9 protein-coding genes are annotated in these 13,608 nt (G+C 73.3%); 7 read left to right on the top strand and 2 right to left on the bottom strand.

The features are described from left to right. The first annotated feature begins 80 nt into the window (after positions 1 to 80). Together C4U44_RS22065 and C4U44_RS22070 are read left to right on the top strand one after the other, a co-directional pair. The gene (locus C4U44_RS22065; protein ID WP_103887689.1) at positions 81 to 1,508 is read left to right on the top strand and encodes a hemolysin family protein; all 1,428 of its coding nucleotides are present in this window, start codon (positions 81 to 83) and stop codon (positions 1,506 to 1,508) included. Next, positions 1,505 to 2,605: a hemolysin family protein gene (locus C4U44_RS22070; protein ID WP_103887690.1), complete on the top strand. Its 1,101-nt coding sequence runs from the start codon at positions 1,505 to 1,507 to the stop codon at positions 2,603 to 2,605. Before C4U44_RS22065 ends, C4U44_RS22070 begins: the two co-directional genes overlap by 4 nt. Before the next feature lie 48 nt (positions 2,606 to 2,653). Here C4U44_RS22070 and C4U44_RS22075 read toward each other — a convergent pair whose 3' ends face one another. Then, positions 2,654 to 4,567 (bottom strand): AAA family ATPase, encoded by a 1,914-nt coding sequence (locus tag C4U44_RS22075; protein WP_103887691.1) that lies wholly within the window; start codon positions 4,565 to 4,567, stop codon positions 2,654 to 2,656. A 515-nt stretch (positions 4,568 to 5,082) separates the two neighbouring features. Further along, positions 5,083 to 5,688, bottom strand: a complete 606-nt coding sequence (locus C4U44_RS22080) for a uridine kinase family protein (protein ID WP_103887692.1) — start codon at positions 5,686 to 5,688, stop codon at positions 5,083 to 5,085. Between the two features lie 115 nt (positions 5,689 to 5,803). Between C4U44_RS22080 and C4U44_RS22085 the strand changes: the two genes are divergently transcribed. The 5 genes from C4U44_RS22085 to C4U44_RS22105 all read left to right on the top strand — a co-directional run bounded on the left by C4U44_RS22085 (position 5,804) and on the right by C4U44_RS22105 (position 13,427). Continuing rightward, complete coding sequence (locus C4U44_RS22085; RefSeq protein WP_235032249.1) at positions 5,804 to 6,943, top strand: M24 family metallopeptidase; 1,140 nt, start codon at positions 5,804 to 5,806, stop codon at positions 6,941 to 6,943. Positions 6,944 to 7,102: 159 nt separating this feature from the next. Continuing rightward, positions 7,103 to 8,527 (top strand): C39 family peptidase, encoded by a 1,425-nt coding sequence (locus C4U44_RS22090; protein WP_103887694.1) that lies wholly within the window; start codon positions 7,103 to 7,105, stop codon positions 8,525 to 8,527. A gap of 197 nt (positions 8,528 to 8,724) precedes the next feature. Further along, positions 8,725 to 9,966: a carbohydrate-binding protein gene (locus tag C4U44_RS22095; RefSeq protein ID WP_200823347.1), complete on the top strand. Its 1,242-nt coding sequence runs from the start codon at positions 8,725 to 8,727 to the stop codon at positions 9,964 to 9,966. 300 nt (positions 9,967 to 10,266) lie between these two features. After that, the gene (locus C4U44_RS22100) at positions 10,267 to 11,085 is read left to right on the top strand and encodes an SAM-dependent methyltransferase (RefSeq protein ID WP_103887695.1); all 819 of its coding nucleotides are present in this window, start codon (positions 10,267 to 10,269) and stop codon (positions 11,083 to 11,085) included. Between the two features lie 164 nt (positions 11,086 to 11,249). Continuing rightward, positions 11,250 to 13,427 carry a putative bifunctional diguanylate cyclase/phosphodiesterase gene (locus C4U44_RS22105; RefSeq protein WP_235032265.1) on the top strand — a complete coding sequence of 726 codons (2,178 nt, stop codon included), beginning with the start codon at positions 11,250 to 11,252 and terminating at the stop codon, positions 13,425 to 13,427. The last annotated feature ends 181 nt before the right edge of the window (positions 13,428 to 13,608 follow it).

Raw genomic sequence — 13,608 nt, forward strand, 5'->3', positions numbered from 1 at the left:
CCGATGGACGCACCGTCCGGTAGTACATGCGCCGCCCCTCCCGCCCGGAACTCTCACCGGAAACGCGGGGCGGCGGCCTCATGATCACCTCGTTGCTGCTGCTCGCGGCGGCCTTTGTCCTGATCCTCGCCAACGGCTTCTTCGTCGCCGCCGAGTTCGGCCTGGTGACGGTGGAGCGGCCCGCCGCCGAGCGGGCCGCCGCCGGCGGGGACCGCCGAGCCCGCAGCGTGGTCGCCGCTCTGCGGAAGCTCTCCTTCCAGCTCTCCGGCACCCAGCTCGGCATCACCATCACCTCGCTGGTCGTCGGCATGCTCGCCGAACCGGCGCTCGGCCGCCTGCTCGACGGGCCGGTACGGGCCGCCGGGATACCGGACGGCGCCGCCCCGGGCTTCGCTGTGGTGATCGGCCTGATGGTCGCCTCCGGCGTGCAGATGGTGATCGGCGAACTCGTGCCGAAGAACTGGGCGGTGTCCCGGCCGCTCGCCGTCGCGCGGATGGTCGCGGGCCCGCAGCGGGCCTTCTCGCGCGCGTTCCGCCCCGTGATCGAACTGCTCAACCGCGCCGCGAACCGCCTGGTGCGGATGCTCGGCGTGGAGCCCACCGACGAGCTGGCCTCCGCCCGCACCCCGGGCGAGCTGGTCTCGCTGGCCCGGCACTCCGCCCGCGCCGGCGCCCTGGAGGCGGACACCGCCGACCTGTTCGTCCGCACCCTGTCGCTCGGCGACCTCACCGCGGAGAACGTGATGACCCCCCGGGTGCGGGTCAGCGCGCTGGAGGACACCGCGACCGCCGCGGACGTCCTCAACCTCACCCGTGCCACCGGCCTGTCCCGGTTCCCCGTCTACAGCGAGCGGCTGGACGACACCACCGGCATGGTCCACCTCAAGGACGCCCTCGCGGTGTCCGCCGACGCCCGCTCCCGCACTCCCGTGGCCCGTATCGCCGTCGCCCCGCTGCTGGTGCCCGAGACGCTGCCGGTGCAGCATCTGCTGGAACTGCTGCGCAGCGAGCAGCCGATCGCGGTGGTCGTCGACGAGTACGGCGGCACCGCGGGCGTGGTCACCCTGGAGGACATCGTCGAGGAACTGGTCGGCGAGGTCCGCGACGAGCACGACGCCGTCGACCTGCCCGAACTCGCCCAGGCGGCGCCCGAGGACGGCCATCCGGCCTGGGCCGCGGACGGCGGCTGCCGGATCGACACCCTCGCCCGGATCGGATTGACCGCCCCCGAGGGCCCGTACGAGACCGTCGCGGGGCTCGTCGCCGACCTGCTCGGCCGCATCCCGGAGGTCGGCGACAGCGCCGACCTGCCCGGCTGGGTGCTCCGGGTCGAGGAGGTCGACCACCACCGGGCGGAGCGGGTCCGGATCGTACGGACCGCACCGGCCGGACCCGACGAGTGCGGGGCCGAGGGGCCGGAACCGGCCGAGGGGGCCGACTCCGGGTACCGCGGCCGGGCCGGGGAGTCCGCCGACCTGGAGCGGGCCGAGGGGGTCGGCGGGCGATGAGCGCACTCCAACTCCTCTTCGCGGTCCTGCTGGTGCTCGGCAACGGCTTCTTCGTCGGCGCCGAGTTCGCGCTCGTCTCCGTCCGCCGCAGCCAGATCGAGCCGCACGCGGCCACGCAGCGCGCCGCCCGTACGGTCCTGTACGGGCTGGAGCACCTGCCGCAGATGATGGCCGCCGCGCAGTTCGGCGTCACCGTCTGCTCGCTGACGCTCGGCGCGGTCGCCGAACCCACCGTGGCCCACCTGCTGGAGCCGGTCTTCTCCGCGGCCCACGTACCCGACGACCTGGTGCACCCCATCGGGTACGTGCTGGCGCTGTTCGTCGTGGTCTCGCTGCACCTGGTGATCGGCGAGCTGGTGCCGAAGAACCTGGCGATGTCCGATCCGGAGAAGGCCGCACTGCGGCTCGCCCCCGGGCTGGTCGGCTTCGCCCGGGTGTTCCGGCCGGTGATCGCGGTCCTCGGGTCCTGCGCCCGGATCACCCTGCGCGCCTTCCGGGTCGAGCCGAAGGACGAGGTGGACGCGGTCTTCACCAGCGCGGAGCTGACCGTCCTGGTGGAGGACGCCCGCGCGGCCGGGCTGCTCGACTCCGACGAGCAGGAGCGGCTGGCCGACGCCCTGGAGCTGGGCACCCGCCCGGTGACCGAAGTCCTGCTCACGCCGGACGAGTTGGTCACGCTCGGCCCCGCGGCCACCGCCCGCGAGGTCGAGGAACTGACGGTGCGCACCGGCTTCTCCCGGTTCCCGATCGCCGCCGACGGCTCGGGCTACCTCGGCTACCTGCACGTCAAGGACATCCTCGACGTGGAGGACCCCGACCGGCCGGTGCCCGCGCGGCTCTGGCGGCCGATGGCCACGCTGCGCGCCGACCTGCCGCTGGACGACGCCCTCACCGCGATGCGCCGCGCCGCCACCCACCTCGCGTCCGTCACGGACGCCGACGGTGTCACGCTCGGCCTCGTCGCCCTGGAGGACGTCCTCGAAATGCTCGTCGGCGAGGTCCGCTACCCCGCGCACCGGGCCTCCGCCCGGAAGAACGGCGCGTCGGTTCCCGGTCCGGCGGCGGGCGGTACGGCATCGGGGGAGCTGGTCCGGTAGGGCGGCGGCCCGGGCGGGTGGCCCCGCCCGGGCACGCCCGCGGCGCGGCTACTCCGACGGCTCGGGGGGCGGGGTGCCCGGGCCCCGCCCGGACAGCACCTCGCCGTACGCCTGCATGAGGTCCGGCAGCCGCAGCGTCGCCAGATCCTCGCGGGCGGGCGTCGTCGGGTACTCCGACAGCCGCAGGTCCCGGTACGCGCAGCTCTTCTCGTACAGCGTGCGCAGCAGCCGCCCGTTGCCGAGCTCGTCGACCCAGCCCTGGTCGACGACGTGCCCGCTGATCGCGTGGAGTTCCTCCAGCGCCTCGTCGTCCCAGCCGTCGCCGTTCTCCCCGGCGAGCACCTCGCCGATCCGGGTCAGCTCGGCCGGCCGGTAACTGGGGAAGTCCACGCGGGTGGTGAACCGCGAGCTGAGCCCGGGGTTGGCGGCGAGCAGCCGGTCCATTCCCTCGGGGTAGCCGGCGAGGATGACCACGAGCCGGTCCCGGTTGTCCTCGGCGCGCTTGAGGAGCACCTGGAGCGCCTCGTCGCCGTAGGCGTCCCCTTTGCTGTACCCGGAGTTGGACAGGGCGTACGCCTCGTCCACGAACAGCACGCCGCCGAGCGCGGAATCGATCAGTTCGTTCGCCTTCACGGCGGTCTGGCCGAGGAACTCGCCGACCAGGTCGGAGCGTTGGGCCTCCACCAGGTGGTCGCCGCCGAGCAGGCCGAGGGCGTAGAAGACGCGGCCGAGGATGCGGGCCACGGTGGTCTTGCCGGTGCCGGACGGGCCGGAGAAGACGAAGTGGCGCTTGGGCGGCTGGACCGGCAGGCCCTGGGCCGCGCGCAACCGGGCCATCCGCAACTGTGCGGACAGCGCCAGCACCTGGCGCTTGACCGGCTCCAGGCCGACCATCCGGTCCAGCGCGGCCAGTGCCTCGGCGAGCAGCACCGGGTCGGAGCCGCCGAGCGGCAGCCCGGCGGCCCCGGGCGCTCCGGCGGCGGGCGGCTGCGTGGTCCGGTCGCGTACCGCGTCGTCCAGCGGCCCGGTGATCAGCAGCGACTCGTCCAGCTCGGCGTCGGGGCCCGGCCCGGTGGCCGCGGAGGGGTCGGGCGGGAAGTCGGCGGGGTAGCCGTCGCCGTCGCCGCCCTCGGGCACGGCCTGGCCGCCGCCTCCGGCGAGCGACACCGCCGCCAGGCCGGTGCCCTCGTCGAGGCCGTCGTCCGACTCGTGGATCGCGGCCAGCCGGGCGGAGGTGTCCATGAAGGCCGGGTCGACCCGGTGCACGGCGCGGTAGAGCGGCACGGCGGCGGCGCTGCGGCCGGTCCCCTCGTAGGCGCGGGCGAGCCAGTAGCGCAGCTCCTTGCGCTGCGGCTGCTCGCTGCGGCAGCGCATCAGGGCGGCGGCGAGCAGCGGTTCGGCCTGGCCGCACATCTCCAGCCGGACCCGGGCCATCCCGCCGAACAGCCCTGCCTCGATGCCGAGTACGGGGTCGCCGAGCAGCGGCTCGGTGTGCCGGACCAGGCGTTCCCAGTCCTTGACGAGGTAGGCGCGGCAGGCGTGCAGGAAGCGCACCTGCGGGTCGGTGTCGACCGGTGGGCAGTCGGCCAGCGCCCGGTCGAGCTCGGCGACATGGCGGCCGTCCAGCCAGTGCGAGGCGTGCGCGAGCAGCAGGTCGCGGCTGGTCTCCAGCACCGGCTGCACCCACCAGCCCAGCCAGTACCAGGAGTTGAGGGTGCGGCGATGGGCGGCGCGCTGCTCGCCGAAGCGGTCCCGGTGGCGGTACATCTGGAGCAGCGCGGTGGAGGTGTCGGCGCGCAGCGCGTGCAGGCCCAGCCAGGCGTCCGCCATTCCCGGGTCCATCCGGACCGCGGACCTGAACTCCTCCTCGGCGTGGACGTACGCGCCCATCGTGTAGGCGTCCACGCCGCGCAGCCATGCCAGGTCGGCCGGGGCACCCGGACGTTCGGCGTCGAAGTCCATCAAGTCCCCACCACTCCGTCCCCCCGCCTCGCCGGCACGCGCACCCCAACCCGTGGCCGACGGGCGTGAGTTGAGCAGGCCGCGATGCCCCCCAGGCACCGCGCCGACCCCTTCGCGCATCGTACCCGCGATGGTCCGATCACCGTAGGGTACCGAGGCAAGCGGGACGTGCGAGGGCGCCGTGGCGGGGGAGAGGACCCAGCGGTGTCCGTCCGTCACGGTGGGTGATGCGCCGGGGTGCTCCGCGCGGCGGTGAGGGGCGCGCGGGAGCAGAGCAGAGCCCCCGATCACGGGGGAACAATCGGGGGCTCCGCGTCTGCTGAGCGGCCGCTTTGCGCCGCTGGTTGAAAACGTAATTGCTAAGGACCCGGCCGGTCAAGCGATCACGGGGGACCGTTCCCGACAAGATGGCGATCGGTCGACGATCGCGCGCCGCCGCCCACCGGTCACATCCGATCATCGTCCGAACGGCCGTACGAGGCGGCAGCAGGCCGCCGCCGGACGGTCACCGTCCGTCACGGACGAGCGGGTTCGTGCCGCCGCTCGCGCGCGGCGGGGCCGGGCGCGAACCGGTAACCGCCGCCCTCCTCCTGGTGGACCAGCAGGTCGGCGTAGGGGCGGGTGGGGTCGGCGGCGAAGTGGGCGTCCTCCGCGGCCGTCCAGCCGGTCCAGAACCGGGCCAACTCCGGGCCGTCCCGGCGCAGTCCGCGGCGCCTGGCCTCCGCCGCCGGCACCTCCAGCCACAGCAGCAGCGCGAGGTGCGGCCGGATCGCCGCGCGGCCCGCGCCCACCCCCTCCAGCACGAGGTACGGCTTCGGGGCGACCGCCCGCTCGCTCGCGAACCGCCGCAACCGCCAGTCGTACACCTGGTGCACCGCGGAGCGGCCGGCGCCGAGCGGCCCGAGCACCTGCGCGCCAAGCCGGGCCGTCCACCCGAACGGCTCCTCGTGCGTGGCCAGGTCGTCGGTGTGCACCACCTGGGCCCCGCCCAGCAGTTCCGCCAGTTCCCGGGCGAGCGTGGTCTTGCCCGCGCCCGCGTGCCCGTCCACCGCGATGAGCCGGGTCCGCCCGCACGACGGGGGCAGGCCGTCCATTCCCGAGGCCACCTCGGCCAGCGTCATGTCCGCCACGGCACGACCTTACGACGCCGGGCGCCCGCAGGGGCCGACGGCACCGCGGGTGCCCGGTGGGGGCGACCTCCCGGCGCTGCGCGGGGGAGCCGTCTACCGTAGGGGCGTGAGCGAATCCACCGGCACGACCGGCGCAGCCGAACTCTTCCCGCCCGAGCGGCTGGCCCGGGCCCGGCGGGCCGCGGAGGACGCCGGGCTCGACGCGCTCCTGGTGTCGCCCGGCGCCGACCTGCGCTACCTGACGGGCTATCAGGCGCTGCCGCTGGAGCGGCTGACCTGCCTGGTGGTCCCGGCGGCCGCGGATCCCTTCCTCGTGGTGCCCGCGCTGGAGAAGGCCGCGGCCGAAGCCTCCCCGGCCGGGGCCCTCGGGGTGGAGATCGTGGGCTTCGGCGAGACCGACGACGCGTACGCCCTGATCGCCCGGCGCCTGCCGCCGCACGTCACCCTGTTCTCGGTCGACAACCAGATGTGGGCCGAGAAGCTGCTCGCCTTCCAGGCCGCGCTGCCCGCCGCCCAGGCCGGGCTGGCCGGGGACGTGCTGTCGGTGCTGCGGATGCGCAAGAGCCCGGCCGAGGTGGAGGCGCTGCGCCGGGCCGGCGCCGCCATCGACCGGGTGCACCGCAGGATGGGCGAGTGGCTGCGGCCGGGCCGCACCGAGCGGGAGATCGCCCGGGACATCGCCGACGCCATCCTCGCGGCCGGGCACGCCACCGTCGACTTCGTCATCGTCGGGTCCGGTCCCAACGGCGCCAGCCCGCACCACGAGGTCTCCGACCGGGTGGTGAAGGCCGGTGACCCGGTGGTCGTCGACATCGGCGGCACCACCCCCGAGGGCTACTGCTCGGACTCCACCCGCACCTACGCCGTCGGCGAACCACCGGCCGCGTTCCGCGAGTTGTACGAGGTGCTGCGTGTCGCGCAGGGGGCGCAGACCGACGCGGTACGTCCCGGAATCACCGCGGAGGAACTGGACGCCGTGGGCCGCGACCGGATCGCCGCGGCGGGGTACGGGGAGCACTTCATCCACCGCACCGGCCACGGCATCGGGCTGGAGACGCACGAGGAGCCGTACATCGTGTCCGGCAGCGCCCGCCCGCTGGAGCCGGGCATGGCGTTCTCGGTGGAGCCGGGAATCTACCTGCCCGGCAGGTTCGGCGCGCGCATCGAGGACATCGCGGTGTGCACCGAGGACGGCGGCGAGCGGCTGAATCTGACGGGGCGCGACCTCGTGGTGCTTCCCGCCTGACCGCCAGTGGTGTAGACCAATATTGATCCTGCTGGGAACACATCACCCCTGGTGGAAAGGCCAGGTGAGCGGCAATAGTGGTCGACACCCGCCGTGCCCGAGTCAGGCCCGGTCGGGCCATCTCCCGTTCACGTCGAGGGGAACCGAGGTACCACCCACATGACCAGAAACGCGCCCCGACGGGCCGTGCTGACCGCAGCGCTCGCCGCCGCTGCCGCCGTCGCCGCCTCGAACGCGCAGACCGCCTCCGCCGCCCCGGCCACCGCCCCGGCCGGCACCGGCGCCGCCGGGCTGCCCGCGAAGAGCGGCGGCAAGGGCGGCACCCCCGCGGTCGACCCCGCACCGGTCGACTACCACGGCTGGAGCACCTACCCCGACTGGCTGTTCGGCGAGCACAAGGGCACCCTCCCGGTGCCCGGGTCGCGTCCCGGCGTGCGGATCGCCCGCCCGGTCGGCACGCTGGACTACACGGACCCGCACACCGGCACCACCGCCACGTACGAGTACGCCTCCTGGACCTCGCCCGTGCGCAAGCCCCCGTACCCGGCCACCGAGCTGGTGTCGTCGTGGAACGCGCAGACCCCCGCGGGCACCTGGATCCAGGTCGAGCTGCTGGGCACCTACACCGACGGCACCGCCACGCCCGCTTACGTGATGGGCCGTTGGACCTCGGGCGACGGCGACGAGGACATCCGCCGCACCTCCGTCGACGACCAGGGCGACGACACCAGCAGCATCTACACCGACACCTTCGCCGTCGACGACCCCAGCGCGGGCAAGCTGCTGGCCTCCTACCGGCTGCGGGTCACCCTCTACCGCAAGCCCGGCAGCAAGGACACCCCGACCGTGTGGCGGGTCGGTGCGTTCGCCTCCAACGTCCCGGACCGCTTCACCGTCCCCGCGTCGGTGTACAGCCTGGACGGCGCCGTCGAACTGTCGGTGCCGCGCTACTCGCAGGACATCCACAAGGGCCAGTACCCGCAGTACGACAACGGCGGCGAGGCGTGGTGCAGCCCCACCTCGTCCACCATGTGCATCGAGTACTGGGGCCGCGGTCCGACCGCCGCCGCCATGGCCTGGGTGGACCCGTCCTACGCCGACCCGCAGGTCGACCAGGGCGCCCGCTACACGTACGACTACCAGTACGAGGGCTGCGGCAACTGGCCGTTCAACGCGGCCTACGCGGCCACCTACAAGGACCTCCAGGGCGTCGTCACCCAGCTCCGCTCGCTCAACGACGCGGAGCGCCTGGTGAAGGCCGGAATCCCGGTGATAACGTCCCAGTCCTTCCTGGCCAGCGAGCTGGACGGGTCGAACTACAGCACCTCGGGCCACCTGATGTGCATGGTCGGCTTCACCGCCGAGGGCGACGTCGTCATGAACGACCCGGCCAGCTCCGACGACGACGCGGTGCGCAACGTCTACAAGCGCGCCCAGTTCGAGACGGTCTGGCTGCGCACGAAGCGGATCCTCGCCAGCGGTTCGACCGGCTCCGGATCCGGCGGCGTGGTGTACCTGTACTTCCCGGCGAAGCCGAGCCCGGGCCAGCGCCGCGCGCTCGCCTCCGTCGGCGTGGCGGTCTGACCTCCGCCCGACCGCGCGCCGTCACGGGCCCGGCCCCCGCACTTCGTGCGGGGGCCGGGCCCGTTCGCGTGCCGTGCGCCCAACGGTCTAGTGGTAGAGACCAATTTGTGGGTTGACCCAAAGGTCTGGACCAAACTATTGACGTGTTCCGATCATCGCAGGACTCTGCTGCCACGTTCCCCCACAGGAGGTCCGACGTGAACCGTCTCAAAGCCCTCGGCACGGGCGTGGCCGCCGCCGCCCTCGCCGTCGCCGGGCTGGGCACCGCCGCCGCCCTCGGCACCGGTCAGGCCAACGGCGCCGAACCCGCGGCGAGCGCGCTCAGCAGCAACTGGTACGCGGCGGCGCCCTATCTGATGCCGCTGGACAACAACCCGCCGGACGCCACCGCCATCATGGACGCCACCGGGCTCAAGGCGTTCCAGCTCGCCTTCATCCTCGCCCCCAACGGCGGCGGGTGCAGCCCGACATGGGGCGGCACCAGCGCGGTCTCCTCGGACACCTCGGTCGCGGGCACCATCGCCGCGATCCGCGCCAAGGGCGGCGACGTCTCGGTGTCCATCGGCGGCTACGGCGGCACCAAGCTCGGCCAGGCCTGCTCCGACGCGGCCTCCACCGCCGCGGCGTACCAGCAGGTCGTCACCAAGTACCAGCTCAAGGCGATCGACTTCGACCTGGAGGAGCCGGAGTACGAGAACACCGCGGCCGTCGCCAACGAACTCGGCGCCGCCAAGATCCTCCAGCAGAACAACCCCGGCATCTACATCTCGGTCACCACCGCGGGCACCGCGGCCGGCACCGGCTGGTTCGGCCAGCAGATGCTCGACGAGGCCAAGTCGATCGGCTTCACCCCGAACAACTTCTCCATCATGCCCTTCGACGGCGGCTTCAACGGCGCCGCCTCCCAGACCGCCGCGCTGACCGCGTTCAACGGCCTGCTCCAGACCACCTTCGGCTGGGACGCCGCCACCGCCTACGCGCACGAGGGCTTCTCCGGCATGAACGGCCGCAGTGACTCCGGCGAGTACTTCTACCAGGCGGACTTCCAGACCGTGCTGGACTACGCCACCAGTCACGGCATGGGCCGCTTCACCTTCTGGTCGCTCAACCGCGACCGCCAGTGCAGCCCGCCGGACAACAACGGCACCACCTCCGGCACCTGCAGCTCGGTGACGCAGGGCGCCTGGGACTTCGCCAAGTACTCCGTGGAGTTCGCCGGCGCCACCCCGCCCAGCTCCCCGCCCACCACACCTCCGACCTCGCCCCCGACCGGCAGCGGATGCGCGAGCGTGCCCGCCTGGAGCGCCTCCGCCGTCTACACCGGCGGCAACGAGGTCTCCTACAACGGCCACAAGTGGCTGGCCCAGTGGTGGACCACGAACGAGCAGCCCGGCACCACCGGCGAGTGGGGGGTGTGGAAGGACGAGGGGGCCTGTTGATCCGCTCGGAAGGTCAACCACCCTTGCGGAACCACTGATCCGATCAATTCCGCACGCTAAGGTCGGGCCCGCGGTGTAATTGCACCGCGGGCCCTTCCGCGCGAGTGCGCGTCTCCGCACGTGCGCGTTTTCGCATATGCACATGCCGGTGGTTGCTGACCAAAACGGACCACGCATTTCCGGTGATGTGCTTCACTCCGAACAAGTGATCAGTAACCTCGTTCGAGCACCCGGGAGTCCGACCGCTCCGGCCCCGCCCGCCTGCCGCGCCCCCCTCCCCCGACCCTGGAGATTCCGACCGTGACCGAGCGACCCTCCTGGGCCCCGCAGAACATCGACATCAACGTGCCGAGCGTGTCCCGGATCTACGACTACTACCTGGGCGGCTCGCACAATTTCGAGGTCGACCGGGAAGCGGCCCGGGTCACGATGAAGGTCCTGCCCGGCATGCCCAAGCTCGGCCAGGCCAACCGCGCCGTGATGCGGCGCGCGATCGGGTTCGCGGTCGATCAGGGCATCACCCAGTTCCTGGACATCGGCTCCGGCATCCCTACGTTCGGCAACGTGCACGAGGTCGCCCAGGCCGCCCGCCCCGGCGCCCGCGTCGTCTACGTCGACAACGACCCGGTCGCCGTCACGCACAGCCGCGCGGTCCTGGAGGGCAACCCCGACGCGGCGATCGCAGCCGCCGACCTGCGCGACCCGCAGGCGATCCTGGACGCGCCCGAGACCAGGCGGCTGCTCGACCTGGACCGGCCGGTCGCGCTGATGCTCGTCGCCGTCCTGCACTTCCTCACCGACGCCGACCGCCCGGCCGAGCTGATCGCCACCCTGCGCGACGCCCTCGCCCCCGGCAGCGTCCTGGTCGTGACGCACGCCACCCCGGCCCAGGCGACGGACCACTCCGCGGCGCAGCGCGACATCGTGACGATGTACCAGCGCACCACCAGCCCGCTGGTGCACCGCACCGCCGAGCAACTCGCCCCGTTCTTCGACGGGTTCGAGATCGTCGAACCGGGCATCGTCCCCCTGCCGTACTGGCGGCCGGAGACCCCGCCCGCCGCCGACGACGACCCCGTGGTGATGCTCGGGCTCGCCGGTGTCGGGTTGAAGGCGTGACCACCGAGCCCGGCACGGCCGGGGGCGGGGCGCGGCAGTCCGGGACCGGGGCGGACGCCGCCGAGCTCCTCGCGCCGGCCGCGCCCGCGCCCGGGACCGTGCCCGAGTTCGCGCCCCGGGCCGGGAGCGTGCCCGATGCCGGGGAGGCACCCCGGGCCGAGACCGTGGCCGAGCCCGAGCCCGAGCCCGAGTCGGAGGCCGAGGACAGCCTGCGCCGCTTCGCCGCCATATGGAGCCGCGCGGTCTACCCGTCGACCGCCACCTCGATGACCCGCGCCGAACTGGAGTCCTACCTCCTGCCGTTGGCCCGGGTGCTCGGCGAGGCGCTGCGCGCCGACCGGTTCGATCCGCGGGCCGCCGTCCCGGTGGGCGCCGCCATGGTCGACGCGCATTGCACCGACCCCGAGGCACTGCCCAGCATCCTCGGCATCATCGACAACTACCTCGCGCTGTACTGCCCGCCCGGCGACGGCCTGCCCGCCGACGAGGCGCGCGCCCGGTGCTCCCGGCTCCAGCACGCCGTCGCGGTCGGCTTCTCCCAGGCGCTGCGCGAACGCACCCTCACCGAGCAGGAGTCGATCTCCCGGGCCGCGCTGGCCGCCCAGGCCGACGCCGAACGCGCGCTCGCCGCCAGCGAGGCCCGCTTCCGCGCGGTCTTCGAGGGGGCGGCCATCGGTATCGGCATCGCCGACCTCGGCGGCCACGTTTTGGAGGTCAACGAGGCGCTCAGCCGGATGCTCGGCGGCGAGTCCCACATCATGAAGCGCACCGTCTCGGAGTGGACCCACCCCGAGAACACCGACGCCATCGGCGGGCTCAACCGCGAGCTCGTCCGCGGCGAGCGCGACAGCTACCACATCGAGAAGGCGTACCCCCGGGCTGACGGCTCTGTCCTGTGGGCCAACCTCCAGGTCTCGCTGCTCCGCGACGCCACCGGCTGCCCGCAGTACCAGCTCGCGCTGCTGGAGGACATCACCGAGCGCCGCCAGCTGCTGAGCCGGCTGCGCCACGAGGCCACCCACGACGCCCTCACCGGCCTGCCCAACCGGGCCCTGTTCTTCGAGCGGCTGGAGCAGGCGCTCGCCGCGACGGCCCCTTCCGGCAGCGACGGCGGGACGGGCGACGGCCGCCGGATCGGGCTGTGCTACCTCGACCTCGACGGCTTCAAGACCGTCAACGACAGCCTCGGCCACGCCGTGGGCGACCAGCTGCTGGTCGCCGTCGCGGACCGGCTGCGCGGCTGCCTGACCTCTCCCGACCAGCTGATGGCCAGGATCGGCGGGGACGAGTTCGTCGCCCTCCACGCCGACCCGCCGGGCCTCACCGCGGTCACCGACCTGGCCGGCCGCATCCTGGACGCGCTGTCCGCCCCGGTGATGCTCGAAGGCCGCGAACTGCCCGTCCACGGCAGCATCGGCATCGTGTACAGCCCGACCGCCTCGCACGCCGCCGCGGACGTACTGCGCAGCGCCGACATCACCATGTACCGGGCCAAGGAGCTGGGCGGCAACCGCTACGAGGTGGCCGACCCCGACGCCGACGCCCGCGTGATCACCCGGCACGGCCTCACCAACCGGCTGCCCGGCGCGCTGGAGCGCGGCGAGTTCTTCGTCGAGTACCAGCCGCTGATCGGGCTCAGCGACGGCGCCGTGCACGGCGCGGAGGCACTCGTTCGCTGGGGCCACCCGGTGCACGGCGTGCTGGGACCGGACCAGTTCATACCGCTCGCCGAGCACACCGGGCAGATCGTGCCGCTCGGCCGCTGGGTGCTGGAACAGGCCGTCCGGCAGGCCGAGGTCTGGCAGCGCCACCACCACGGCTCGCGCGCGCCCCGGGTCAACGTCAACCTCTCGCCGATCCAGCTCCACCACCCCGACCTGGTCGCCGAGGTGACCCGGGTGCTGGACGAGACCGGGCTCGCCCCGGAGTCGCTCTGCCTGGAGGTCACCGAGTCCGCGCTGATCGGCGCGGACCAGGACGCGTTGAAGCCGCTGCGGCGGATCGCCGACCTCGGCGTCGACATCGCCCTGGACGACTTCGGCACCGGCTACTCCAACCTGTCCTCGCTGCGCTGGCTGCCGGTCAGCGTGCTCAAGCTCGACCGCGCCTTCTCCCGGGGGATGAGCCACCACCCCGCCGACCCGGTCGACCTGAAGATCGTCGAGGGCATCGTCTCCCTGGCGCACGGCCTCGGCCTGTCCGTCACCGTCGAGGGCGTCGAGACCAGTGCCCAGGCCGAGCACCTGCGCGAACTCGGCTGCGACATCGGCCAGGGCTGGTTCTACGGCCGCCCGGCCCCGCCCGAGCAGCTGGGCACCCTCATGCTCGCCGACGCGAGCTGAACGCGTCCCCCCGTGAGCTGAACGCCTCCTCGCCGCCGGCCCCACGCCTCCCGGCCACGGCCGGCGGGATGGTGGCCTGGTACACCGATACGCCATTCGAGCATGCGCATGGTCCATGAATGCAACCCGCGACCGGTGAACTCGATGGCGTCGAGCGCACCGCCCGGTGAATTCCGTTCCG

The organism is Actinacidiphila yanglinensis (assembly GCF_900107965.1).
GTDB classification, from domain to species: domain Bacteria; phylum Actinomycetota; class Actinomycetes; order Streptomycetales; family Streptomycetaceae; genus Actinacidiphila; species Actinacidiphila yanglinensis.